The sequence below is a fragment of the Flavobacterium bizetiae genome (assembly GCF_902804475.1).
In the GTDB taxonomy this organism is placed as follows: domain Bacteria; phylum Bacteroidota; class Bacteroidia; order Flavobacteriales; family Flavobacteriaceae; genus Flavobacterium; species Flavobacterium bizetiae.
On the sequence record NZ_CADCSU010000140.1, the window covers coordinates 14,786 to 41,101 of the forward strand.

Here is a 26,316-nt window from a genome sequence, read left to right on the forward strand (position 1 = left end):
ATTTTAAAAACCTATCTCGTTTCATGTATTGAAACTAACTAATTGTGATTATAGCGAATACTTAAGAGTAACTCCGTAAGTTCTTTGATCACCAATTACTCCAGCGTATTGTCCTGTGTTTCCACCTGCCGGTAATAATTGCTCATAGTAATCTTTGTTTAAAAGGTTACGTCCCCAGAAGTGAACAGATAAACCTTGCGAAGCGCGGAAACCTATACGAGCATTAAAAATAGCATAACCCGGAACAACTAAATATTTTGAAGCTGATGGACTTGATGAAAATTCAGAACGAGCGTAAGAATCTAATGCAATAAAAGCTTTTCCTGTGTTTCCGAAGAATTTTGCACTGTTAGAATATTCACCTCCTAAAGATCCTGCCCATCTTGAAGCACCTGGTAAATCAGTTCCTGAAACATCCTTGAATGCTACCGGAGCTCCGGTTTCTTCTAATGGCAGTGGTGCATTTGTAAATTTAACGTATGTACCTTCTGTATAGGTTGCAGCACCATTTATAGTTAAGTTCTGGCTGATAACAAAGCTGGCATCAAGTTCAGCACCTCTTACACGTACTTTATCAGCATTGGCTAGATATCCACGGTTTACACCCAATTCAGCTGCCTGAACGTTCGTTTGAAAATCTTTTATTTCTGTATTAAAGAAAGCAAGGTTGAATACTGAATTTCTAAACGGAGAAGTTTTAACTCCCACCTCGTAGTGATTTACTTTCTCTGGTTTAATTACAGCAAGATCTAATAACGGAGCACCTTTTGCATCAGTAGGAAGTCCCGCTACGTTTACACCAACCGGTTTGTAGCTTTTTGCATAAGTAGCATAAGCATTAATTTTATCCGAAGCTTTATAAGTCAACGTTAAGTTTCCTGAAAAGTCAGTATTGTCAGTACTAGAATCAAATGCCTGATCAGAATATACTAGTTTTTTCAACGCTAATAATGCAGGATCTGTAGTTTGAAGACCTCCGTATGTTGTACGGGCATAATGCGCGTCTTTTTTATCAAAATTATATCTTAAACCTGGTAAAATGTGAAGACGATCTGTAATCGCCCAGTCAATCTGACCAAATACTGCCGCACTCGAAGATCTGATGTTAGCGTCAGTTTTAATTCCGTATCCTTCAAAAAGTCCCGGAGTTTTCCATAAAGGACTAGTCGTACTTTGAGCAAATCTCCATTGTGCATTACCAGATTCTTCTGTACCGTCTGTTTGAGAAGTCTGATCAATAAAGAATACACCTACAACACCACTAATTTTTTCTGTAAGCTGACCAGCGTAACGAACTTCTTGTGTAAATTGTGTTTGTCTTGTTGGGTTTTGAGATTTAGCCAAAACTTGTAATCCTGTAAAATCCCTGTCATTTGATGGATCCCAGTTCCAGAATCTCCAAGCTGTAGTCGAAGTAAGAGTTCCTGTACCAATTTTGGTATCAATATTAAGAGAGATACCACCCATATCTTGTCCTGAACGCCATGGAGTATCATGATCTATTTTACGGTCAAAAGCATTTAAGCTTGGCAATTGATAGTTTAAGTCCTTAATAATAGCATCAAACTGACGATAAGCAGCTCTTTGCGTAGGTGCAACACCTGCAACAACCTGAGCATATCCGTCAGGACGTTGTGTTGTAATATCTGCTGCTAATATAATATTAGTATTTACTGATGGAGTCCAAAGCAATTGACCTCTAATTCCCTGATTGTTTAAAGTATTCGTAGGTCTTCCTGTAGCAACGTTGTCAATAAGACCGTCACGTTGTGTTCCGGAGAAAGATAAACGACCAGCAACTTTTTTACCTAAAGCTCCTGTTACAGATGCTTTAGCTTGTAGAAAATTGTAGTTTCCGTAGCTTACTTCAAAATCAGCTCCAGAAGTAAAACTTGGTTTACGGGTTGTAATGTTAAATGCACCCGATGTTGTGTTTTTTCCAAACAAAGATCCTTGTGGTCCACGTAAAACTTCTATTTGTTCAACATCAATAAAGTCTAAAGTAGTAGCAGCCGGACGTGCATAATAAACGCCGTCTACATAAAAACCAACTCCGGGATCGATTCCGTCATTCGTAAGTCCAAAAGGAGAACCAAGACTACGAATATTGATTCCGGTATTTCTAGGGTTAGAAGAATACAATTGTACTGATGGAACTAATTCTTTAATACGATTTACGTTAAAAGCTCCTGTTTGTTCTGCTTGTTTACCCGTAATAACAGATATTGCAATTGGCACATCCTGTACTTTTTCTATTCGGCGTCGTGAAGAAACAACAACTTCAATAAGTTCATTTTCTTCTCTAAGAGTTACTTGTAATGGCGCAGTTGGCAAATCAGCAAGTTCGATTTCTGTAGTTTTATAGCCTACATACTGAACCAAGATTGTTAAAGGAAGTTTTCCTTTACTATTGATTGTAAATCTCCCTTCGCTATCAGTAGTAGTGTTAGTGGTAGTTCCTTTAACAACAACGTTAACAGCTTCAAGAGGTGTGTTTTCACTCGTTTTAACTACACCTTCAATGTTTTGTGCAAATGATACAGAGAAAGTTAAAATAGATAGTACTGTAAGTATATTTTTTATAGAATTTTTCATTTTTATATTAAGTATATGTGATTAGTAGAATTTAAATTAAAAATTTTTTTACCAGCACATACACATCATAGAAGAATTGTTTTTCACCGTAGTGAATTGAAGATTTTGGTTTCTTTGCAAAAGATTTTTTGACCCACCTGATCGATTGTAATTTACTTTCATATTGGTTAAATTTTGTAAATTGGTTTGTTGATTTTTTTGCAAATATATGTAAATTCTATAGATTTACTAGGAATTAAGAAATATTTTTTTATTTCTTTACAAGTGAGGCTATTGTGATGCCTTGCATTGCTTTAAGAGTCTCGTCGCGAATGATCATTAGACCATGTCTCAGACTGCATTCTTCCTCGGTTTTACAATCAGAACATGGCTCGTAAAAGTTTAACGAAGCACATGGTAAAAGCGCAATTGCACCATCAAATAAACGGTGAATTTCTGCTAAAGTAATGTCATTTTTGGAGCGTATCAGATAATATCCGCCAAATTTTCCCTGCTTACTGCTCACAAAACGTCCTCGTTTTAGATCTAATAAAATTTGCTCTAAAAACTTTTTAGGAATATTGGCGCCATCAGCAATTTCTATCGTTCTTGAAATGTGATTTTCGTCTTGTTCTGCTAAATAAAGTAAGGCCTTAAGGGCGTATTTTGCTTTATGTGATAACATCTATCTTGAATTATTAATTGTAAATTATAAATTTTTTAAAACTGAAAACTGCCACTAAAAACTGTGACTTTGTTTTACCAGCCTCCGCTAGAACCTCCACCAGAGAATCCTCCTCCGCCAAAACCTCCACCGAAGCCTCCGGCGCCTCCGGATGATCCGCCGCCAAAACCTCCAAATCCGCCACCGCTGCTTCTTCCAAGATTACTTAGAATAATAACATCGAGCAGGCTTGGTCCGCCACCGCCGTTATTATTGCCTGAATTTCCTCCTCCGCCTTTATTTCGAGACAGTAAAATTAACACAATTACGACAATAACAATAAAGGGCAATATAGGAAAATCATTTCCTTTAGCTTGTTTGCGTTCGCCTTTAAATTTGCCTTTAAAAACATCGATTATCGCATCCGTACCTTTATCAAGTCCGTTGTAAAAACTTCCGGCTTTAAATTCAGGAATGATAATATTTCTAATTATTGTTCCGCCAATTCCTGCTGTCAAACGGTCTTCAACTCCATATCCGGGATTGATTGCTATCTTTCTTTCGTTTTTGGCCAATAAAATAACAACACCATTGTCATCTTTTGCAGTTCCTCCAATTCCCCAGGTTTGTCCCCATTTTGTCGCCAGCTGGCTAACATCTTCGCCTTTTAAGCTTTCGATAGTAATGACAACAATTTGAGTTGTGGTCGAATCTGAGTAACGAATTAGTTTTTCCTCAAGCTGAGCTTTTTCAGATGCGCTTAAAATATTGGCATAATCGTATACTGAAGTTTGCAAACTTGGTTTTTCCGGAATTGTAAATTGTGCAAAAATACAATTGGTGGTAAAAAAAGCGATTAGTAAAAAGGTAAACTGAAAAAGTCCTTTTGAATAAGATGTTTTGTTTTTGGAAATTTTCATTGTTTATCCTTTTGAGATTTCGTTTGATAATTCGTTAGTGTCACCTTCAAACCACGGAAAGTATTTTTTTAATTGTTCACCCGCATTCAAAATGCCGTCAACAATACCTTGTTTAAAGTTTCCTGACTTAAATTGGGTAATCATGGCCTCTTTGGTACAATCCCAAAAATCTGATGCAACAAGATCATTGATACCCTTGTCTCCGCAAATTGCAAAAGTTTTGTCTGCTACGGCGAAGTAAAATAAAACCCCGTTTTTTTGCTGGGTTTCATTCATTTTTAATTCATGAAAAACTTCTAAAGCCCTGTCAAAAGGAACTTTAGAAGTAGTTTGTTCTATATGTACTCTAATTTCGCCAGAAGTATTTTTTTCGGCCACGCGAATAGCTTCAACAATATCTTGTTCTTCTTCTTTGGATAAAAATTCTTCTACTTTTGACATCGAAATTATTTTAGAGTTTAGATTGTAGATTTTAGATTGCAGATTAAATCTGAAATCTAAAATCGTTAATCAAAAATATTAAATCTTTAGAATTTTACTTCAACTGGTTTATCGGCACCTGCAACAGCTTCAAAATATGGTTTTTCTTTGTAGCTTAAAAACCAGCTATTTGGAATTGCAAGAACGTAACCATTATAATCTTGTACAGCTTCGTTAAAACGAGTTCTTGCTGTTAAAATTTGGTTTTCTGTACTAGCCAGTTCGTCTTGTAATTTCAAGAAATTTTCGTTTGCTTTTAATGTTGGATATTGTTCAACAGAAACTAACAATCTAGACAAAGATGAAGATACACCACTTTGTGCCTGGTTGTATTGCGCTAATTGCTCAGGAGTTACATTACTTGGATCAATAGTTACTGAAGTAGCTTTTGCACGAGCTTCAATTACAGCGGTTAATGTTGATTTTTCGAAATCTGCAGCACCTTTTACAGTATTTACTAAGTTTCCAATAAGGTCATTTCTTCTTTGGTAAGTAGTACTCACATTTCCCCATTCTTTATTAACAGCCTGATTTTTTTGCAAACCAGTATTTTTAATTCCAATTGACCAAAAAGCAATAATAGCGATTAATACTACTATGATTCCTACAGGGATTAACCATTTTTTCATATCCGTTTTAATTTAAGTTTGTTTCTAATTTTTTAATAAATATACTATAATTCGTTTTTAATTTCGTTCAATTGCGTTTTTATGGTCTCTAATTTACGTATTATTTCGAATTTATCTAATGTTTTCTTCTGACCCTCTTTCAAATGGGTTCTTGCGCCATCAAGAGTAAAACCTCTTTCTTTAACTAAATGATATATTAATTGCAGATTGGTGATATCCTCGGGCGTAAACATTCTGTTGCCCTTGGCATTTTTTTTAGGTTTCAAAATGTCAAATTCGCTATCCCAAAACCGAATCAATGATGCATTGACATTAAAAGCTTTGGCAACTTCGCCAATGCTATAATACCTTTTATCTTTTGAAAGCTCAATATGCATGTTTTTTTAATTTTCTATTTTATCCAAAAATACTACTTTTTGGAGGATTAATCTAATGACTGGTTTTCCTGGTTGGCCATTTGCGAAATAGCAACGTATTCTGCAGCCGAAATATTCCCGTAATAAAAATTCAAAGGATTCACGACTTTTCCGTCTTTATGTACTTCATAATGACAATGTGGCCCTTCAGATCTTCCTGTGCTTCCTACGTATCCAATAACATCTCCTCGTTTTACGTGTTGTCCGGCTCTGCAATTGTATTTGCTTAAATGCGCATACAAACTTTCGTATCCAAAACCATGCCTGATCACAACATGATTTCCAAATCCCGAGGCAGAGGCATCAGCTCTTTCTACAACACCATCGCCTGTGGCATAAACCGGAGAACCTGTATTGGCCGTGAAATCCATTCCGTTATGCATTTTTCGCACTTTCGTGAAAGGGTCAGTTCTATATCCGAAACCCGAAGCCATTCGTTTTAAATTTTCATTCCTGACAGGCTGAATGGCAGGAATTGCCAGTAACAAATTTCCTTTTGTACTCGCCAGTTTCAAAATTTCATCTAATGATTTAGACTGAATAGCCAATTCTTTCGATAATCTGTCAATTCGTTTTGTGGTGTTTAATACCAATTGCGAATTGTTGTAACCTTCTAAATCTTTATAGCGTTTAGGATCTCTAAAACCTGCTTTTCTGATCGAATCCGGAATTTCAGTTTTATTAAAATAAACCCTGTATATATTGTTGTCCCTGTTTTCTAATGCCTCGGTTACATCATCAATTTCATCCATTTTTTTGTTTAAAATGGCATATTGCAATTTCAAATTTTCAATCTCACGTGCTTGTAAGCGATCTTTTGGGGTTTCGAAATAAGGAGTGTTAATTAATAGTACAAAAACTAAAAAAACAAATAATGCCGAAGCCAGCAAAAACAGTAATGCGTAACCGATTTTGATTCTTTTTCTGGTTTTTATTTTCGTATAAGCCAGATTTTCTGAGTCGTAATAATATTTTACTTTCGCCATATTTTAAAATACCCTATTTTTGCAGCTTGTAAAATAAGTTAGTCGAACAAATTTAATAAATGTTTCAGTTGTTCGAAGCTTTTTTTCAAGAATAAAATAATTAGATAATTGAGTCAATTTGATAATTAGATAATGTATTAATTGGGTAGTTTATTGTTTTGAGCTATGAATTTTGAGTTTAAAATTATCTAATTGTCACATTATCAAATTGGCACATTTATTTATTGACACATTTTCAAATTATCTCATTAATAAACATGAAATCACAAGACGTACGTAAACAATTTTTAGATTTTTTTAAAAGCAACGGGCACTTAATCGTTCCGTCGGCTCCTATTGTACTTAAAGATGATCCAACCTTAATGTTCAACAACTCGGGAATGGCCCAGTTTAAAGAATATTTTTTAGGAAACGGAACACCAAAAAGCAAAAGAATAGCCGATACGCAAAAATGTCTTCGTGTTTCAGGAAAACATAATGATCTTGAAGATGTAGGTTTTGATACGTATCACCATACCATGTTCGAAATGTTAGGTAACTGGTCTTTTGGCGATTATTTCAAAAAAGAAGCTATCAACTGGGCTTGGACTTTATTGACAGAAGTTTATAAAATTCCAAAAGAAAATCTATATGTTTCTGTTTTTGAAGGAAGCAAAGAAGATAATGTTCCTTTTGATCAGGAAGCTTGGGATATCTGGAAAACATTAATCGATGAAGACCGAATTATTCTTGGAAATAAAAAAGATAATTTCTGGGAAATGGGAGATCAGGGACCATGCGGACCTTGTTCTGAAATTCACGTTGATTTACGTTCAGAAGAAGAAAAAGCATTAGTTTCAGGAAAAAGTTTAGTAAATAATGATCACCCGCAAGTAGTTGAAATCTGGAATAATGTATTCATGGAATTCAACCGTAAAGCAGATGGATCTTTAGAAAAACTTCCTGCACAACACGTAGATACCGGAATGGGATTTGAGCGTTTGTGTATGGCTTTGCAAGGAAAAACATCTAATTATGATACGGATGTTTTTACGCCGCTTATCGAGAAAGTAGAACAAATTACAGGTTTAAAATATACATCTGACGAAGTAAAAAATATCTCAGAAGAACAAAATAAAACCAATATTGCGATTCGCGTTGTAGTAGATCACGTACGTGCTGTTGCTTTTGCAATTGCCGACGGACAATTACCATCAAATACGGGAGCTGGTTATGTAATTCGTAGAATTTTACGTCGTGCAATTCGTTACGGATTTACTTTCTTAGGTACAAAAGAACCTTTTATCAATAAATTGGTTGAAGTTTTAGCGAATCAAATGGGGGAATTTTTCCCGGAAATCAAATCGCAACAACAATTGGTTACGAATGTAATTCGCGAAGAAGAAGCTTCTTTTTTAAGAACTCTTGATCAGGGATTACAATTGTTAGACAATGTAATTGCACAAACTAAAGGTTTAGAAGTTTCCGGAGCAAAAGCATTCGAATTGTACGATACTTTTGGTTTCCCGAAAGATTTAACTGCTTTAATTTTAAAAGAAAAAGGAATGTCTTTTAACGAAGCTGAATTTGATGCGTCGATGCAGGAACAAAAAAATCGTTCACGTGCAGCATCAGAAGTTTCAACAGAAGACTGGTCAGTTTTGATTCCTGGAAACGTAGAAACTTTCGTTGGTTACGATCAGGTAGAGAATGAGGTAAAAATTACCAGAATTCGTAAAGTTGATTCTAAGAAAGACGGAATCTTATACCAAATCGTTTTAGATAATACACCATTTTATCCGGAAGGTGGAGGACAAGTTGGAGATAAAGGAACTTTAGTTTCGGCAAACGAAACAATCGAAATTATTGATACAAAGAAAGAAAATAATTTGATTTTGCATTTTGCAAAACAATTGCCGGAAAATATTGAAGCTGGTTTTGTAGCAAAAGTAAATACAGATTTAAGAGGTGCAACTTCAAAAAATCACTCTGCTACGCATTTAATGCATCTGGCTTTAAGAAACCTTCTTGGAACTCACGTAGAGCAAAAAGGTTCATTGGTAAATCCAAATTATTTACGTTTTGACTTTTCGCATTTTTCTAAAGTTTCAGAGGAAGAATTACGTCAGGTTGAAGCAAGTGTAAATGCACAAATCGAAGCACAACTACAATTAGTAGAACACAGAAATATCCCGATTAAAGAAGCATTAGATAAAGGTGCAATGGCTTTATTTGGAGAGAAATACGGAGATAATGTTCGTATGATTGAATTTGGTGATAGTAAAGAACTTTGTGGTGGAATTCACGTGAAAAACACAGCAGAAATCTGGCATTTTAAAATCATTTCTGAAGGTGCAGTAGCAGCTGGAATTCGTCGTATTGAAGCAATTACAGGTGATGCAGTAAAGGATTTTTATAAAAATCAGGAGAATACTTTATCTGAAATCAAAGAAACATTAAAAAATCCTCAGGATATTTTAAAATCTGTGGCTTCACTTCAAGATGATAATGCTAAATTGAAAAAGCAAATCGAACAATTACTAAAAGAAAAAGTAAACGCTTTAAAATCTGAATTAGAGAAAGATTTTCAGGAAGTAAACGGAGTAAATTTCCTTGCAAAACAAGTAGATTTAAGCATGGCATCAACAAAAGAGCTGGCTTCTGCTTTAGGAAGTTCGAAACCAGATTCGTTTGTGTTTTTAGCTTCTGTAGAAGATGGTTTACCAAATATTCACTGTTATATCGCTAAAGAATTAGTAGCAAGCAAAAGCTTAAATGCAAATGCAGTTATTAAAGAATTAGGAAAATATATTGAAGGAAACGGAGGAGGGCAACCTTTCTTCGCATCCGGAAAAGGTAAAAATGCTGCTGGAATCGCTGAGGCTTTAGCACACGCAGTTGATTTTGTAAAGTAACGGTTTAAGAAATTTGTAAAACGTTATTTTATATTTCGCGCAAAGACGCAGAGTCGCAAAGTTTTTTTAAAGACTTTGCGACTTTTTTATTTTAGAGAAATTAAATTTGTAAGTTTATACTTTATTTTTAAGTATGACTGAAAACGAAATTTCAGGTATCGTAGTCGATATCTGTTACAAAATGCATGTAAAACTTGGGCCTGGCTTGTTAGAATCGGTTTATGAATCAATTTTATATCACGAATTAACTAAAAAAGGATTATTTGTAGAAAGACAAAAAGCAATTCCAGTTATTTGGGATGAAATTAAACTTGATATTGGTTTTCGAACTGATTTAATAATCGAGAATAAATTGATTTTAGAAATTAAATCAATTGAAAAAATAACAGAAGTTCATGCAAAACAAATTATGACATATTTGAAAATTACAAAAATGAAATTAGGTTTGTTGATAAATTTTAATGTTCCTTTGATTAAGTTCGGTATTACAAGAATTGTCAATAATCTTTAGATTAATCAATAAAAAAACTAGCACAAGATCTTGGAGTTGAGACAAAAACTTTGCGACTCTGAGGCTTTGCGTAATTTTTTCTTCACATTTAGATTGAGATAAAAGTTTATTCAATAAAAAAAGAAAAGCCGCAAAGCTTAAAAAAAAACTTTGCGGCTCTGCGTCTTTGCGCGATTAAAAAAATCACTTTCTTTCCCCAATTTGCTGACGCCACATAGCGTAATACAAACCTTTCTCGACAATCAAATCGTCATGTTTACCTGATTCAATAATTTTACCCTGTTCAAGTACAAATATTTTATCAGCATGCATTACGGTAGATAATCTGTGTGCGATTAAAACCGTGATTCTGTTTTGGTCGGATATGTTTCTTATTGTAGCATTAATTTCTTCTTCGGTAATCGAATCCAAGGCAGAAGTTGCTTCATCAAAAATCAATAAATTTGGATTTCTTAAAATAGCACGAGCGATAGATAAACGCTGTTTCTCTCCACCCGAAACTTTAATTCCGCCTTCACCAATTGTAGTGTTTAAACCATCTTCGGCACGTTGTAGCAATTTTTCACAGCTGGCACGTTTTAATGCATCATATAAATCTTCATCGGTTGCATTAGGTCGCACGAACAATAAGTTTTCACGAATGGTTCCGGAGAATAATTGAGCATCTTGAGTAACGAATCCTAATTGTTTTCTTAGATCAAGTAAATCAATTTCGGTAGAATCAATTTCATTATAAAGTACCTGACCTTCGGCGGGAGTATATAATCCTACTAATAATTTAACCAAAGTTGTTTTTCCGGATCCTGACGGGCCAACAAAAGCAACGGTTTCACCTTGTTTAATTTCAAAATTAATATTTTCAACGGCTTTAAATTTAGCCGTTTTATGCTGAAAACTCACATTCGAAAATAATAAAGACTGAATGGCTCCAACATGTTTTGGATTCTTCGGACGAAATTCTTTTGGAGCACTTAATAAAGTTTTGAAATTCTCCATAGAAACCTTAGTTTCATTTAAGGCAATGATAAAATTTCCTAATTCCTGCAAAGGTCCAAAAATGAAGAAAGTAAAGAAAACCATCGTTAACAGATCGCCTACAATAATTTTATTTCCAAACAAGAAATAGTATAAAGTAAAGACCACGCAAGTTCTTAAAAAGTGAACCGTTGTTCCCTGAATAAAACTCAAACTTCTGATAAAACGGATTTTTTCCAGTTCAAGTTGAAGGATTTTAAACGTATTTAAGTTCAGACGTTTTTCTTCCTGATACGTTAATCCAAGACTTTTTACCAATTCGATATTTCTCAAACTTTCGGTTGTAGAACCTGCCAAAGCATTGGTCTGATTCACAATTTTTCGGGAAACAATCTTTATTTTTTTTCCTAAATACGAACTGATTAATGCGATAATTGGAGCCGTAATCAAAAAGATAATCGAAATACGATAATCGATTCGGGCCACGTACACAATTACAAATATAAATCCGATGATAGTTTGAAAAATCAAAGAGATCGAAAGCGTAATCAGTTTTTCAGAATCAGATCGAACTTTGGTTAATTTACTTAAAGTTTCACCACTTCGTTGATCTTCGAATTCTGCATAAGGTAAATCAAGAGATTTTTTGATTCCGTCAGTATACATCTGAGCTCCGGTTCGCTGAATTACCACATTAGTAAAATAATCCTGAAAGTTTTTGGTAATTCTGGAAATCATTGCAGCACCAAGAGAAAGACCAAGCCAGAAGGATAAAGATTTTATAAAACCAATTTCATTTCCTTCGTATTTGTGTAGGCCAACACCGCAATCCTGCATTAATTTACCGGTAATAATAGAGTCTGATAAACTGAAACAAATGTTTATAGAGGCCATAATCAACGCAAAAAGCAATAGCAATTTGTGTTTGATTATATAAGAATATAATAATTTCATATAGAGAGAATGTTAAAAAAATAGAAGATGCAAAAGTAGTGAATAGTTTGAGTTTGTGAAGTTGATTTATGTTATTAAAAATGTTAATTATTTTAAACTTTTTGTTTTTTATTTTAATCTAAATTTGCCACCACAAAAAAACACCCGCATGAAAAAACTTTTACTTCTTTTTGGAGCCTTTACTTTCTTATTAATATCCTGTTCGAGTGATGATGATACTCCTTCAGAGGAGAATCTTGTTTTTCCTAAAACAGTTTCATACCTGTATCCTAATCCATCTTTAGGAACCAATACTACCAGCACGCTTAAGTTGGATGGTAAGAAAATTGTAGATATAACCGACTCTGATTCAAAAACAATATTTACCTACAACGGTAACATCATAACAAAACAAGAAGTGTTTGATATAGATGAAAAGGGAAATAAAACTCCGGATAAAGTAGTTGAATATAGTTATGAAAATGGAAAATTAAAAACCCGAATTCATAGAATACTTTTTAGTAAAGAATATCCTAATGGAGAATATATTATAAAAACGGTCTATACACATAATTCGAATGGACAAATTTCATATATAAACTATTCGATTAATGCTAAAACGGAATTAGAAATTCAAACCAGCGTAGGTACTCTGACTTATAAAGATGGTAATCTGGTAAAAGAGGAGCAAACATTTAAATCAGTAACAACTACATTGGTTTTTGAATATGACACTAAAAATAATCCCCTTAAAAGTATTTTAGGTTTCGATCTGCTATTCAATGAAGTGAGCTATTTTGGAAAAAATAATATTTTAAAAACAACCGTAACATCTTCTGAGGATACAAAAGTGGCGACGTATTTAACAAGCTATACTTACAATGAGAATGGTTATCCTTTAAGAAGGACTTCATTCGATGGAGGAGGTAAATCAATAGAATACGAAATAGAATATACGTACTAGTTTTAAAATTCAAATAACAATATAAAACCAAATGCTTCTGTATTTGGTTTTTTTTATGGGCAAAATATCAAATTCACTATCATTTATTTTGTTGAAAATTCTTATCAATTTAAATATACTATCCATTATATTTGCCTTCAATTATTAATACTTAACCTCTAAAAAATGAAAAAACAATTATTCCTTTTTGTAGTTGCTGCTTTTACACTTGCTTCTTGTTCTAGTGAAGGGAGTTCTGAAAACGAAGCAAATGCCGTTCTGCCTAAAACTGTTAGTTATAAATATTCTGACTCTCCGGGAGATAATGATTTTGCAACCATGACCTATGACGGAAATAAAATAGTAAGTGCCGCCTATACAGAGAGTGATAAAGAAATATACACCTATACTGGAAATTTTATAACAAAAATCGAAGATTTTGCAGAAGAAGGGAATATTAGTTCCAGAAATGAAATTACCTATGAAAACGGGAAATTAAAAATAGATGTATTGACAGAAATAGCGCCTACTGTAACCTATATTTCTAAAAGAGTTTATACGTACAATGCAAACGGAACAATATCTTTTATAAATTATTCTGTTGATCCGACTACAAAAGTAGAAACAAAAAGGTCTGAAGGAATTTTGACCTATGTAAATGGTAACCTTACAAGTAAAGTAGAAAATTTTGAATCGTATAGCTACACTAAAACATATGAATATGATGCTAAAAACAATCCTTTCAAAAATATTTTAGGATTTAATTTACTTATTGACCATGAAACAAGTGCTAGTTTAAATAATGTAACAAAACTAACTACTGTTTATACTCGCGAGGGGAATGTTACAACTAATATTTTTAATAGTGTTTATGAATACAATGATAAAGCATACCCAACAAAACAAACCCAAACAGATGATTCTGAAAGTGATGAAATAACAGAATACACTTATTAAGCGTTATAAGTTTAAACTTCACCAAAAACCAAATACTTCTGTATTTGGTTTTTTTATTGGTGAAAATTGGTGAAATTCGTATTTAAAATAAAAAGCCATGCAATTCAGAACCCAAATACCAATTTCTAAATCGAATAATCCGATCGATTATAATTCGAAAGTGATTTCTCTTGGTTCTTGTTTTGCCGAAAATATGGCAGAGAAATTTGATTATTTTAAATTTCAGAATGTTACCAATCCGTTTGGGATTATTTTTAATCCCGTTTCTATCGAGAAAATAATTAACCGAATAGTTAGGGAGGAATTTTATACAGAGAAAGATGTTTTCTTTTATAACGAACGTTGGCACAGTTATGAAGTACACTCTGATTTAAGCAATTCAGATCGGCAGGAATTACTGGAAACTTTGAATAAAGCCATTTCAGAAACCAATAAAAAATTAAAAGAAGCCACACACATTATTATTACTTACGGAACTTCCTGGATTTACCGAAATTTAGAAAGTGATGAGATCGTGGCCAATTGCCATAAAGTACCTCAAAAACAATTTTCAAAAGAACTATTGCCCATTGAAGTAATCCAGAAAAGTATTCAAAATACTATTGAGTTAATTCAGGTTTTAAATCCGGACATCAACTTTATTTTTACCGTTTCTCCCGTACGCCATATCAAAGATGGTTTTGCAGAAAATCAATTGAGTAAATCGCATTTATTTGCAGCGGTTCATTTCAATCTAAAATCTAATATCAACAATTTAAAATTAGAATATTTCCCTTCGTATGAAATCATGATGGACGAACTTCGCGATTATCGTTTTTATGCCGAAGATATGTTGCATCCCAATCAGGTAGCGATTGATTATATCTGGCACAAATTCAGTGAAAACTATATTTCAGAAGAAAGTGTTTCAACTCTTCAGGAAGTTTCAGAAATTCAAAAAAGCCTGCGTCATAGAAGCTTTAATCCTGAATCAGACCAACATCAGAAATTCTTAGCTAAACTTCAGCAAAAAATAAGTGCGATACAAGAAAAGTGGACGCACATTAAATTTTAGTTACATTGTTTAATACAGAGTTCAGAAATTGAAAAACTGAGTGTCTTTATGCCTTCACAGTAAATTAAAAGTAAGAAAATAATTATTTCTCAGTAAAATTCTAGAATAATTGCGCGTAATTATGTAAATTGTTAAAGTTTAAAATTCCCAATTTTGTAAACTGTATAAATACAGCTTTATAATAACGCAACTTTAATCTAATCGTGTTTTATTGACTTATGAATAAGAAGCCCATTCATTTTCTTAAAAAAACACTACGTATACTACTATGGTGCGTGGTTTCTATCATTGCACTTTTATTGCTTTTAATTGTTTTAATTCAGGTTCCCTCTATTCAGAATTTTGCCAAGGACAAAGCCATTACTTACCTGCAGGGGAAAATAAAAACCAAAGTTTCATTAGATCATATTTCGATCAAATTTCCTAAAGATGTAGTGCTGGAAGGTTTCTATTTTGAAGATCAAAAAAAAGATACTTTACTGGCAGGTAAACGATTAGAAGTCGATGTAGACTTGTTTAAATTAGTAAGCAGCGAATTAGAAATCAATTCAGTTTCGCTGGAAAATGTTACGGCAAATATTTCCAGAAATAAAAACGGCGCATTCAATTTTGATTATATCATAAAAGCCTTCGAATCAAAAGAACCAAAAGTTGAAGATCCAAATGCGAAACCATTTACAATTTCAGTTGTAAAAGTAAATCTGGATAATATCAAATTCAACTTCAAAGACGATTTTTCTAAGAATGACATCAAAGTAAACCTTACGCATTTCGATACCAAATTCAAAGAATTCGATTTGGATAAAATGAAATTCGACATTCCAAATATCAATCTAAATGGATTGAAATTAGTTTTAGATCAGGATGTTGTCGAGAAAATTGCCGAAGTATCTGTAAAAACTGTTGATACCATTTCGAAAAGAAATGATTTCAACTTGAACTTAGGCAAAATCAGTTTGTCTAAAATTGATATTGCTTATGATAATAAAGATTCCAAACTTGATTCAGGAATTAAATTAGGCAATCTTAATTTATCGGTAAACAAAATAGATCTGAACAATCAGTTGTTGGATTTCGATTCTTTCGAACTAAAAAATCTAAGCGGAAATTTACGATTAGGCGCAAAAGACAAAGAAATTAAAACGCCTAATTTAGATTCAACCGCAATTAAACAAGCAGGTTGGAAAGTAAAACTAAACGATGTCGATATACAAGATGTCGCTTTCAAATTTGATGATATGCAATCGAAACCCGTTTTAAAAGGAATTGATTACAGTCATCTTGATTTGGATAAATTCAATTTTAAGGCAGAGCAACTATATTACGGAAACGATACGATTTCAGGAAACATAAAAACATTAATCGCAAACGAAAAAAGTGGATTAGAGATTCGGTCTTTAAAAACCAATTTCTTTTACGGACCAAAAAATGCCTATCTGAACGATTTGTATTTAAAAACACCGCAAACTTTATTGCAAAACAAAGTAAAAGTAAGCTACAATTCGATCGCAACAATTTCTAAAGAATTAGGAAACCTTTCTTTAGATGCAAATCTAAATCAGTCAAAAATTGGTTTTAAAGATATTTTGCTTTTTGTTCCCGATTTACAAAAAACAAATCCTTTTAAAAGCAATCCAAATGCGATTTTGTATGTGAATACGCGCTTGAGCGGAAAAATAAAAGATCTTAACATTCCGCAATTCGAAATGAGCGGAATAGGAACTACAAAAGTTTCCCTTTCGGGGAAAATTACCGGTTTGCCGGATGCTCAAAAAGCTTATTATGATCTTGATATTAAGAAAGTTTCGAGCACATCAAAAGATATATATTCGTTTGTACCAACAGGAACAATCCCAAAAAATATTCAGTTGCCTTCTCAATTAAATTTGCAAGGAAAATTTAAAGGTTCTGTTCAGAATTTCAAAACTAATCTGGCTTTAAACAGTAGTTTCGGAAATGCCAAAGTCGATGGTTTATTCGATCAGCGCGTTAAGAAAAAAGAGAAATACGATGCAACCGTTTATTTGCTTGATTTTGATTTAGGTCGATTAATCAAAAACGATTCAATCGGAAAAATTACGCTTAAAGCGAAAGTAAAAGGAAATGGTTTAGACCCAAAAACAGCTCGCGCTCAATTTGACGGATTGGTTCAGAAAGCCGTTTTTAATCGATATACCTATAAAGATTTAGCTTTAAAAGGAAATATCGCAAACGGTTCATTCGATGTCAAATCAGGAATGAACGATCCTAATTTAAATTTTGATTTGGTGGCCAGCGGGAATACACAAGAAAAGTATCCGTCTATAAAATTAAAATTAAACCTGGATATTGCCGATTTAGAAAAACTGAATCTTCACGCCGGGCCAATGAAATTACGCGGAAATATCGATGCAGATGTTGCCAATAGTAATCCTGATTTTTTAAATGGAAAAGTATTTCTTTCGAATATTCAGGTTTTGCAAGCGGCAGAACCAATCGTTTTAGATTCGGTAAGAGTTATCGCTTTCGCGGATAATAACCGAAATAATATCAAAATTTCGTCTCAGTTTTTAAAAGCAGAAGTTGACGGAAAATACAAACTAACAACCTTAACTGCAGCGATTAAAAAATCATTATCAAAATATATCGATCTGAAAAATACGAAAGTAAATGGAGAATCAGACGAACAACGTTTGGCTTTTACATTAAAGATCGACAATGACCCGATACTTTTTAAATTGGTTCCAAAATTAACCGGTTTAGAGCCTATTAATATTACCGGAAAATACAATAACGTCGCAGATTCTTTAGAAATAAAAGGAACAATTCCGCGAATCGTTTACGCTGAGAATACTATTTCTGACGGAAAAATCAATATCGAAGGAAAAGAAAATGCTTTAGAATATAGTGTTTCTGTGGCAACGATTGAAAGCGGTTCTTTAAAAATTCCGTTTACGAGTCTATCCGGAAAAGTCGAGAATAATCTTTTGACGTATGCACTTGAAGTGAAAGATGTAAAAGACAAACAACAATATTTTATTGCCGGAGAATTTAAAACAGAAGATTCTAAAAACATCTTTAAAATCGATGCAGAAAACTTTGTGCTGAATTATGATAAATGGGATATTGATCCTGAAAATGCAATCGAATTTGGAGGAAAAAGATTGTACATCAATAAATTTTATTTGGCCAATTCCGGAAACGAATTAAAAATTCAGTCACAAGGAAATCAGGATAATGCGCCATTACGAGTTGATTTTGTCAACTTCAAAATCGAGACGATTATGAACATCGTTAAAAAAGACCAGCTTTTGATGCAAGGTTTGATTAACGGAAATGCGGTTGCAGAAAATGTAATGACGAAACCTACTTTTACTTCTGATTTAAAAATAGAGCAATTTGCTTTTCAGGGACAAGCGGTAGGAGATATAGAAATAAAAGTTGATAATAAAACCGATAATTTACTGAATGCAAATGTGGCATTGACCGGAGAAGGAAACGAAGTAAACCTGACCGGAAATTATAAAATTGATGATGGAAATCTTGATTTCAATTTAGATTTAAGTAAGCTGTATGTCAAAAGTATCCAAGGTTTTACAATGGGGAACGTGACAGACGGAACGGGGTATTTATCCGGAAATTTCAAAATTGTAGGCAATGCGTCAAGTCCAAAAGTTTCAGGCGAATTAAATTTTAATGATACAGGATTTAGAATCACGCAACTGAATTCATTTTTTAAAACAGATCAGGAAAAAATCACTTTTAATAATGATGTAATCACATTTGATAAGTTTACGCTTCATGACGAAAACGACAACGAATTATCGGTTGACGGAACTATTCAATCTCCGGATTTCAAAGCCTATAATTTTGGTTTAGTAATTACAGCTGATGATTTTAGAGCCATACATTCTAAAGAAGTCGATAATGACTTATTCTATGGCGATATGTTCCTGGATACAAAACTAAATATCAAAGGAAATCTGGATAGCCCGGTTGTCGACGGAACTATTAAAATAAATAAAGAAACCAAATTTACGGTTGTATTACCACAGTCAGATCCTTCGATTGCAGATCGTGAGGGTATTGTAGAGTTTGTCGACGAAGATAATATGTATTTGAAACAAACTGTTGATTTACAGAATAAACTCGATCAGTCTGAAGTAAAAGGAATGGATGTAAATGTGGCCATTTCGATTGATAAAGAAGCTGAGTTGACTTTGATTATTGACAAAGGAAACGGTGATTATTTAAAATTAAAAGGTGAAGCTGAATTGGTTGGAGGAATCGATAAATCAGGAAAAACAACTTTAACAGGTAAATATGAGTTTTCTGATGGTGCTTATGAGATGAACTTTAACGGAATCAAAAGAAAATTCGATATCCAGAAAGGAAGTTTTATTACCTGGAATGGCGAACCAACAATGGCAAATTTAAATATTACAGCAATTTATAAAGTAAATGCTGCGCCAATTGATTTATTGGGGAATCAGCTTCCAAGCGACAATTCAGCTGTACGAAATACATACAAACAAAAACTTCCGTTTCAGACTTTATTGAAAATGAACGGAGAATTAATGAAACCGGATATTTCGTTCGGCATTGTACTTCCCGATGGTAACTACGATGTTTCTTCGGATGTTGTGACTTTAACACAAACGAAACTAAAACAATTAGAACAAGATCCGGCAGAATTAAACAAACAGGTTTTTGCCCTTTTATTATTAAACCGATTTGTAGGCGAGAATCCGTTTGCGAGTGAAAGCGGCGGTACAAATGCAGAATCTATCGCCAGACAAAGTGTGAGTAAAATTCTTTCGCAGCAATTAAACAATCTTGCAGGAGAATTAATCACCGGATTTGAAGTCAATTTTGATTTAGAATCTACAGAAGATTACACTTCCGGAACCATGCAAAACAGAACCGATTTGAATGTTGCTGTTTCTAAAAAACTGCTTGATGACAGATTGAAAGTAACCGTAGGAAGCAGCTTTGGCGTTGAAGGAGCAGAACGCGCCAACGAAGAAAGCACCAATATTGCCGGAGACGTAGCGCTGGATTATCAGCTTACAAAAGACGGCCGTTATATGGTTCGTGCCTACAGAAAAAATCAATATCAGGTAGCAGTTGAAGGTCAGGTGGTAGAAACGGGTGTTGCTTTTATTATTACCATGAGTTACAATAAATTCAGAGAGCTTTTTCATCGTTCAGAGCAGGAAAAGGAAATGATAAGAGAAGAAAAAATCCGTAAAGAAAAAAGAAAGCAAAAAGAGAAAGAAGAAAAAGAATTAAAAAAGAATCAAATTGAAGGCAATGAACAAAAAACATAAGTATATAGAAAATTGGTATATAAAGTATTTTGTACTGTTTTGCTTGTTTTTTGTTTTAGGCTGCAGTAATACGAAGTACTTGCCGGAAGGCGATTTGCTTTACACAGGAGGTTCTGTAACAGTGAAAGATTCTTTGATAAAGAAAAAAGAAAGAAAAGCACTCGAAACAGAATTAGAAGGCTTATTACGCCCAAAACCCAACAAACAAATTTTAGGATTACGTCCTAAATTATGGATTTACAATTTGGCCGGCGAACCTAAAAAACAAAAAGGAACAAGATATTGGCTTCGTAATAAAGTAGGTGAACCGCCAGTACTTTTTAGTAAAGTCGATTTAGATTATAATGCTTCTGTACTGCGCAATTTTACCGAAAATCGAGGTTACTTTAAAACCCGTGTCAGTGCTGATTCTACTGTTCGAAATAAACGAGTTACAGCAGAATATACCGTTATACCCAAAAAACAATACATCATTAAAAGCGTGACTTTTCCTGATGATTCATTGGCCATGTCCAGAATCATTGGAAGATCAAGCCGAAGAAGTTTATTGAAAGTTGGAAAACCGTATGATCTGGATGTTATAAAAGCCGAAAGAGAACGAATTGATGCAAGACTGAAAGAGAAAGGTTATTTCTACTTTAATCCGGATTATCTTTTGGCTCAGGTAGACAGCAGTAAAGGCGATCATGAAGTAAAAATCAGGTTGGTAATAAAACCAGATACACCGCCAAAAGCGCTTACAGCCTATAAGATTAATAAAATTTTTGTTTATCCTAATTATTCTCTTTCGAATGATAGTGCCGTTTACAGGCAAAAAAATATAACACAATACAAAGATTTCACGATTATAGATACAACAGAGACGTTTAAACCAAGAGTTTACGATCGAACGATCTATTTTAAGAAAGGAGATTTGTATAACAGGAAAGACCATAACTTAACCTTAAATCGTTTCGTAAATCTGGGGACTTTTAGTTTTGTGAAAAATGAATTTAAACCGTCGGATAGTATTCCGAAGACTTTAGATTCGTATTACTATCTTACGCTTTTACCTAAAAAGTTTATTAGGGTTGAGGTTCTGGGAAAAACAAATTCAGCCAGTTATACTGGAACAGAATTGAACTTAAATTGGAATAATCGAAACTTACTAAAAGGCGCAGAATTATTTACTGTGTCTGTTTTTGGCGGTGCCGATTTCCAGCTTGGCGGTGTTAATAAAGGAAAAAATATTTATAAACTAGGAGCAGAAACAAGTTTAACCTGGCCGAGATTTGTAACGCCGTTTAATATTGAAGGAAATAGCGAGTACGTGCCAAGAACCAAAGTAGCTTTGCGATACGAGTATCAAAAAAGAACACAATTGTATGCGCTTAATTCCTTTAATACCTCTTTTGGATATTTGTGGAAAGAAAATATCAGGAAAGAACATCAGTTAAATGTAATTGATGTTACGTATGTGAGTCCAAATCATGTTACGCCGGAATATTTAGCAGACATTGAAGAAGATCCTGCGCTGGGAAAAGTAATTGAAAAACAGCTGATTTTTGGTCCAACGTATAGCTATACTTATACGAATACGATGCAAAAACGCCGAAAAAATACTTTCTATTTTAATGGTGAATTAGATTTGGCGGGAAATATTACAGGATTGGTTACAGGTGCAAGTTATAAGAAAGACGATGTAAAAACGATATTCGATGTTCCGTTTAGTCAATATGTAAAAATTAGATCTGATTTCAGGCATTATTTAAAACTCGGTAAAGAAAGCGAATTGGCCAGCAGATTAATTGTAGGAGCAGGATTGGCTTACGGAAATTCAAGAACGCTGCCAACATCGAAACAATTCGTAGTAGGAGGAACCAATAGTATCCGGGCTTTTAGAGCCCGAACTCTAGGTCCCGGAAGTTATGTCATTCCGCCAACAGTAAACAACAATTATACGCCTGATCAATCAGCAGATTTAAAATTGGAATTTAATACAGAATACAGAGCAAAACTATTTAGTATTGTAAGAGGAGCCGTGTTTGTAGATGCCGGAAATATTTGGCTTTTACATGCCGATCCTGATAAACCCGGAGCCGAAATTTCAAAAGATTTTATGAAAGAAATTGCAATAGGCGCCGGAGCAGGTTTACGTTTCGATTTGTCATTTTTAGTTTTAAGAACCGATTTTGCTTTCCCGCTTAGAAATCCATCTCTTCCCGATGGACAACGCTGGGTAATTGATGATATTAATTTCGGAAGCGGATCATGGCGAAAAGATAATCTGATATTAAATATCGCGATTGGATATCCGTTTTAAAAAGTTTTTTTGCCACGAATTACACGAATTACACCAATTTTTTGAAATGTCTGAATTTTATTTTTCGAATTTTTAATTCGTGAAATTGTTAAAAAGCACAAAGTAGAGATTAGTGTAATTAGTGAAATTCGTGGCAGAAAAAAAATAATTCGTAGCGAAAAAACTTTTAACCTCTTGAAAAAAGAAGTAAATTGGTCTAATAAAATAATAGAATGCAAAATTTAATAAAGAGAATAATAGTTTTAGCTGCGCTTGTACTCGTGATAGTTCTGGCTTTCAAATATTGTGAGTTTAAGAAAGAAGGCGAGTCAGATATTCAATATAACACCAATTTAATTCAGCAACAAATCCTTAACGTTGGGAAATTGGTGGTAACCGAAGGACATTTCTCCGAAGTCATTACGTATAAAAACCAACAGAAATACCTAATGGATATGGTTTCTTTTGAAAAGAAAGCCCTTGTTGTTGTAAATGCAAATGTTACCGTTGCCTACGATTTGCACAAAATGAAATACGACATCGATGAAAAAAACAAAACCATCACCATTCTAAATATCCCAAAAGAAGAAATCACAATCAATCCTGATATTCAGTTTTACGATGTAGAACAAAGCAAACTGAATCCGTTTACGGGTGATGATTACAATAAAATCAACAAATCGGTAAAAGCCAATCTGGCCAAGAAAATCGAAAAATCGACCCTAAAAACCAACGCACAAAACCGTTTAATTAGCGAATTATCTAAGATTTTAATCCTAACCAATTCAATGGGCTGGAAATTACAATACGAAGGAAAAACAATCGAATCTGATAAGGATTTTAATGAGGATTTGAAATTGTAATTAAAGGTTCAAAGGTTCATAGTGGCAAAGGTTCAAAGGTTTTTTGCCACAGATTAAAGGATTAAAAAGATTTTATAATTTGGATTTGAAAAATAATCTGATAAAGATTTCCATAATCTTGTCATTTCGATCGAAGGGAGAAATCACACTCGTAAATCGACAAAGATTGAAGACTTTCTTTGCGGAGTTTCTAATGTGATTTCTCCCTTCGGTCGAAATGACAAAAATGATGTGAATCTTCACGAGATTAAAAAAAAACCCGCGTTCACCAGTTTAAATCCGTAAAATCCGCGGGCAATACTTTAAACAGCTTTCTTATCAAAAATCAAATCCAAACCACCGGCAATTAAATGCGCCACTTCAGGACGTTTTACTTTCAATTGATCAAGATAAACCAAAACTTCCTGCAAAAGTTGCTCCTCATTCGAATCCTTCAAAAGCTCTGCAATTTCAACAGAAAGCAACCAGTCATTAGCATGATTTTTTTGAAGTTTTTCAAATACAGATTTTAGTTCAGCTTTCGAATCTTTGTTTTCTCTAATCATACGAACCGTCTGATAAAGAACCTCAAGATCATCACGTTCGTCGGTATGTTTAGCTTTTATAGTAGTGGTTTTCGGAACATTATTAATCAGGTCAAAACTATTGACATCGGCTGGACCGGAAAAAGCAGAAACTACTTTTTTACCAATTGCCATATCATAATTTCCCCATTCTGGCTGAAACAAAATCGTTTCGCCATGCGTTACCGTACAATTTCTAAAACTTATCAGGATAATTTCTCCGTGCAAATTTCTGGATCCCGTAATAATTTCACCTTCTACAATAATATTGCCTTCAAACTCCAGTTTTACAGTTTCATTTTCAACAATGCTGTAAGCCTGTAAATCCTTCGGACTCATGTCTTCAATCGCTAAATTAAAGCCTTTCAGTTTTCCAATCGGACTTCCAAATCCTTCCGGATGAGTCAAAGTTCCGTGACCCACCAATTCTTTTTCACGGTACGATAAAGCCGTTTTTCCTGTGGTTTGTATGTAAACAGGTTTTCCTTCTTCTTCGATAACATTCGTGAAAACGCCCGAAATTTGTAAACCTGTACTCAACTCAATTGTTCCTAAAGCATTCGAATGAATCAGTTTCTGAATCCCCGAAAGTCCTCCTGTACGTAAAGCCATTTTATTAGCAAACTCCTCCAGAATCAAACTTAAATAAGAGAAATTTGGCGTAACATAGAGTTGAGGTTGTAATTGTGTAATATCAAAATTTTGGTTGGCAGCCGAGATATCATAAGGAATTTTCTTCACGTTATCCGTCATACACCACGCACTTTCACCAATCGACGAAAGTAATCCGGCACCATATATTTTAGGATTTTCAACCGTTCCAATCAAGCCGTATTCAACTGTCCACCAATGCAGGTTTCGAATCTGGGCCATTTCAGACAATTCCCCCATATTATTTTGTAAATCTGCAACCGCTTTTTCGGCTTCATCTATTTTTTCCTGAGGCGTATCTTCGGCTTCCTTTAAAATCGAAAGCAGACGAATCGCTTCATACATCTGATAATCTTTATGAGAAGAAATCGCTTTGCAGCCAATTTCTCCAAAACGACGCAAATATTCCGCATATTCCGGATTCGCAATAATAGGAGCGTGGCCGGCACCTTCGTGGATAATATCCGGAGCAGGCGTATATTCAATATGTTCTAACTGGCGAATGTCTGATGCGATAACCAAAACATTATACGCCTGAAATTCCATAAACGCATTTGGCGGAATAAACCCGTCAACCGCAACCGCAGCCCAGCCAATTTCAGTTAGAATACGATTCATTCCGTACATGCTCGGGATAGCATCAATTTCGATTCCTGTTTTGCGCAACCCTTCTAAATATGAACTATGAGCAACTTTCGATAAATAATCTACATTTTTACGCATGACATAACGCCAAACCGCTTGATTTATAGGAGTGTAATCGCTATAATCCTGAGGTTTAATAAAATGCTTTAAATGTTTAGGCAATCGCTCTAATAACGGGTTTGTTTCAATACTTGTATTCATTTCGAAAACGTTGTAGATTAGAATGTAAAATTACGAATTAAGACCGCTATTTTTTGCTATTCCTTATAATTTTTTTGTTCGAAATGAATTTTTATTGCGTTTTTCGTGAAGTTTGTCTTGAGGGCTTGTTTAAGTATTAGGAGCTGTTTCCTGTTATCCGCTATAACTTTTCCTGGCTAAAGAAGCCAGAAAAAGGATGCCGCTTCTATCAGGGCTAGGGCATCAGTTTTTAAAATAAAGTTTTTTTAGCCACGAATTCACGAATTTTTGTTAAAGAACAATTCGTGATAATTTATAAATTCAAATTTATTCATTCCAGAAAATTAGTGTAATTAGTGAAATTGCTTCGCCTGTTCGCTATTGCTCGGGTGGTGGCGAAAAAAATTAATGATTCTCAGGATTTCTAAAATATTCAATCTTATAATTAAACATATACGCCATATTAGCAGCGCGAACCTTAGCTTCTTCAGCTAATTTCCCCACAAACAAACTATCAACAACTGTAGTAAAAATTTCCATCCAGCGATCAAAATGCAATTGATTTACCGGTAAATGTTTGTGTGGCGGAAAAGGACTTCCGGAATACGTATGTTCTTCTAAAAGAAGAGTTTGCCAAAATCGATACATTTTTTCTAAATGCTCCGGCCATCTTCCTAACATTTTTTCGTTGAAGATTGGACCAATCAAATCGTCTTTTTGAACTTTATCATAAAAAGTATTTACTAAAAGTTTAATATCATCGAGGTTAGAAACATCCTGAAGTGCCATTTTTTAAGTATTAAATCAATTACAAAAATACAACTTAAAGCCCTTTTTATTTATTGATATTTATCATTTTCAAATTCTTCATTTAATACAAAGTAAGCA

18 protein-coding genes are annotated in these 26,316 nt (G+C 33.9%); 8 read left to right on the plus strand and 10 right to left on the minus strand.

The window, feature by feature from the left end:
• Positions 1-48: 48 nt before the first annotated feature.
• From FLACOL7796_RS19195 to FLACOL7796_RS19225, 7 genes are all read right to left on the minus strand, one after another.
• Positions 49-2,595 (minus strand): TonB-dependent receptor, encoded by a 2,547-nt coding sequence (locus tag FLACOL7796_RS19195; protein WP_173972415.1) that lies wholly within the window; start codon positions 2,593-2,595, stop codon positions 49-51.
• Between the two features lie 250 nt (positions 2,596-2,845).
• Positions 2,846-3,259 carry an RrF2 family transcriptional regulator gene (locus tag FLACOL7796_RS19200; RefSeq protein ID WP_041517419.1) on the minus strand — a complete coding sequence of 138 codons (414 nt, stop codon included), beginning with the start codon at positions 3,257-3,259 and terminating at the stop codon, positions 2,846-2,848.
• Positions 3,260-3,333: 74 nt separating this feature from the next.
• Positions 3,334-4,158 carry a TPM domain-containing protein gene (locus FLACOL7796_RS19205; protein ID WP_173972416.1) on the minus strand — a complete coding sequence of 275 codons (825 nt, stop codon included), beginning with the start codon at positions 4,156-4,158 and terminating at the stop codon, positions 3,334-3,336.
• A 3-nt stretch (positions 4,159-4,161) separates the two neighbouring features.
• Positions 4,162-4,599 carry a TPM domain-containing protein gene (locus tag FLACOL7796_RS19210; protein ID WP_173972417.1) on the minus strand — a complete coding sequence of 146 codons (438 nt, stop codon included), beginning with the start codon at positions 4,597-4,599 and terminating at the stop codon, positions 4,162-4,164.
• 86 nt (positions 4,600-4,685) lie between these two features.
• Positions 4,686-5,267: a LemA family protein gene (locus tag FLACOL7796_RS19215; protein ID WP_074659903.1), complete on the minus strand. Its 582-nt coding sequence runs from the start codon at positions 5,265-5,267 to the stop codon at positions 4,686-4,688.
• Between the two features lie 44 nt (positions 5,268-5,311).
• Entirely contained in the window at positions 5,312-5,644 is a 333-nt protein-coding gene (locus tag FLACOL7796_RS19220) for a MerR family transcriptional regulator (RefSeq protein ID WP_055094707.1), read from the minus strand.
• Between the two features lie 47 nt (positions 5,645-5,691).
• Entirely contained in the window at positions 5,692-6,669 is a 978-nt protein-coding gene (locus FLACOL7796_RS19225) for a peptidoglycan DD-metalloendopeptidase family protein (protein WP_173972418.1), read from the minus strand.
• Between the two features lie 257 nt (positions 6,670-6,926).
• On the opposite strand from FLACOL7796_RS19225, the gene alaS reads away from it, so the two are divergent.
• Together alaS and FLACOL7796_RS19235 are read left to right on the plus strand one after the other, a co-directional pair.
• A complete protein-coding gene (gene alaS, locus FLACOL7796_RS19230; RefSeq protein WP_173972419.1) occupies positions 6,927-9,563 on the plus strand; it encodes an alanine--tRNA ligase in 2,637 nt (878 codons plus the stop codon).
• Between the two features lie 133 nt (positions 9,564-9,696).
• Positions 9,697-10,074: a GxxExxY protein gene (locus tag FLACOL7796_RS19235; RefSeq protein WP_173972420.1), complete on the plus strand. Its 378-nt coding sequence runs from the start codon at positions 9,697-9,699 to the stop codon at positions 10,072-10,074.
• A 183-nt stretch (positions 10,075-10,257) separates the two neighbouring features.
• Here FLACOL7796_RS19235 and FLACOL7796_RS19240 read toward each other — a convergent pair whose 3' ends face one another.
• Positions 10,258-12,003: an ABC transporter ATP-binding protein gene (locus FLACOL7796_RS19240; RefSeq protein WP_173972421.1), complete on the minus strand. Its 1,746-nt coding sequence runs from the start codon at positions 12,001-12,003 to the stop codon at positions 10,258-10,260.
• 148 nt (positions 12,004-12,151) lie between these two features.
• Between FLACOL7796_RS19240 and FLACOL7796_RS19245 the strand changes: the two genes are divergently transcribed.
• From FLACOL7796_RS19245 to FLACOL7796_RS19270, 6 genes are all read left to right on the plus strand, one after another.
• Positions 12,152-12,946, plus strand: a complete 795-nt coding sequence (locus FLACOL7796_RS19245; RefSeq protein WP_173972422.1) for a hypothetical protein — start codon at positions 12,152-12,154, stop codon at positions 12,944-12,946.
• Between the two features lie 165 nt (positions 12,947-13,111).
• Positions 13,112-13,882 (plus strand): hypothetical protein, encoded by a 771-nt coding sequence (locus FLACOL7796_RS19250; protein WP_173972423.1) that lies wholly within the window; start codon positions 13,112-13,114, stop codon positions 13,880-13,882.
• Between the two features lie 97 nt (positions 13,883-13,979).
• Positions 13,980-14,936, plus strand: coding sequence for a GSCFA domain-containing protein (locus FLACOL7796_RS19255; RefSeq protein WP_173972424.1), 957 nt, complete (start codon positions 13,980-13,982; stop codon positions 14,934-14,936).
• A 218-nt stretch (positions 14,937-15,154) separates the two neighbouring features.
• Entirely contained in the window at positions 15,155-20,245 is a 5,091-nt protein-coding gene (locus FLACOL7796_RS19260) for a translocation/assembly module TamB domain-containing protein (protein WP_173972425.1), read from the plus strand.
• The gene (gene tamL, locus FLACOL7796_RS19265; RefSeq protein WP_173972426.1) at positions 20,229-22,547 is read left to right on the plus strand and encodes a translocation and assembly module lipoprotein TamL; all 2,319 of its coding nucleotides are present in this window, start codon (positions 20,229-20,231) and stop codon (positions 22,545-22,547) included. Before FLACOL7796_RS19260 ends, tamL begins: the two co-directional genes overlap by 17 nt.
• A 212-nt stretch (positions 22,548-22,759) precedes the next feature.
• Entirely contained in the window at positions 22,760-23,389 is a 630-nt protein-coding gene (locus tag FLACOL7796_RS19270) for a DUF4230 domain-containing protein (protein ID WP_173972427.1), read from the plus strand.
• Between the two features lie 302 nt (positions 23,390-23,691).
• Here FLACOL7796_RS19270 and FLACOL7796_RS19275 read toward each other — a convergent pair whose 3' ends face one another.
• Positions 23,692-25,449 carry an aromatic amino acid hydroxylase gene (locus FLACOL7796_RS19275; protein WP_173972428.1) on the minus strand — a complete coding sequence of 586 codons (1,758 nt, stop codon included), beginning with the start codon at positions 25,447-25,449 and terminating at the stop codon, positions 23,692-23,694.
• A 384-nt stretch (positions 25,450-25,833) separates the two neighbouring features.
• Positions 25,834-26,217, minus strand: a complete 384-nt coding sequence (locus tag FLACOL7796_RS19280; RefSeq protein WP_173972429.1) for a group III truncated hemoglobin — start codon at positions 26,215-26,217, stop codon at positions 25,834-25,836.
• Between the last annotated feature and the right edge of the window lie 99 nt (positions 26,218-26,316).

Coding starts and splice junctions, on each gene's coding strand:
- FLACOL7796_RS19275 (WP_173972428.1), bottom strand. CDS start 25,449: ATGAATACAAGTATTGAAACAAACCCGTTATTAGAGCGATTGCCTAAA.
- tamL (WP_173972426.1), top strand. CDS start 20,229: ATGAACAAAAAACATAAGTATATAGAAAATTGGTATATAAAGTATTTT.
- FLACOL7796_RS19200 (WP_041517419.1), bottom strand. CDS start 3,259: ATGTTATCACATAAAGCAAAATACGCCCTTAAGGCCTTACTTTATTTA.
- FLACOL7796_RS19280 (WP_173972429.1), bottom strand. CDS start 26,217: ATGGCACTTCAGGATGTTTCTAACCTCGATGATATTAAACTTTTAGTA.
- FLACOL7796_RS19240 (WP_173972421.1), bottom strand. CDS start 12,003: ATGAAATTATTATATTCTTATATAATCAAACACAAATTGCTATTGCTT.
- FLACOL7796_RS19220 (WP_055094707.1), bottom strand. CDS start 5,644: ATGCATATTGAGCTTTCAAAAGATAAAAGGTATTATAGCATTGGCGAA.
- FLACOL7796_RS19195 (WP_173972415.1), bottom strand. CDS start 2,595: ATGAAAAATTCTATAAAAAATATACTTACAGTACTATCTATTTTAACT.
- FLACOL7796_RS19235 (WP_173972420.1), top strand. CDS start 9,697: ATGACTGAAAACGAAATTTCAGGTATCGTAGTCGATATCTGTTACAAA.
- FLACOL7796_RS19260 (WP_173972425.1), top strand. CDS start 15,155: ATGAATAAGAAGCCCATTCATTTTCTTAAAAAAACACTACGTATACTA.
- FLACOL7796_RS19205 (WP_173972416.1), bottom strand. CDS start 4,158: ATGAAAATTTCCAAAAACAAAACATCTTATTCAAAAGGACTTTTTCAG.
- FLACOL7796_RS19210 (WP_173972417.1), bottom strand. CDS start 4,599: ATGTCAAAAGTAGAAGAATTTTTATCCAAAGAAGAAGAACAAGATATT.
- FLACOL7796_RS19270 (WP_173972427.1), top strand. CDS start 22,760: ATGCAAAATTTAATAAAGAGAATAATAGTTTTAGCTGCGCTTGTACTC.
- FLACOL7796_RS19225 (WP_173972418.1), bottom strand. CDS start 6,669: ATGGCGAAAGTAAAATATTATTACGACTCAGAAAATCTGGCTTATACG.
- FLACOL7796_RS19215 (WP_074659903.1), bottom strand. CDS start 5,267: ATGAAAAAATGGTTAATCCCTGTAGGAATCATAGTAGTATTAATCGCT.
- FLACOL7796_RS19255 (WP_173972424.1), top strand. CDS start 13,980: ATGCAATTCAGAACCCAAATACCAATTTCTAAATCGAATAATCCGATC.
- FLACOL7796_RS19245 (WP_173972422.1), top strand. CDS start 12,152: ATGAAAAAACTTTTACTTCTTTTTGGAGCCTTTACTTTCTTATTAATA.
- FLACOL7796_RS19250 (WP_173972423.1), top strand. CDS start 13,112: ATGAAAAAACAATTATTCCTTTTTGTAGTTGCTGCTTTTACACTTGCT.
- alaS (WP_173972419.1), top strand. CDS start 6,927: ATGAAATCACAAGACGTACGTAAACAATTTTTAGATTTTTTTAAAAGC.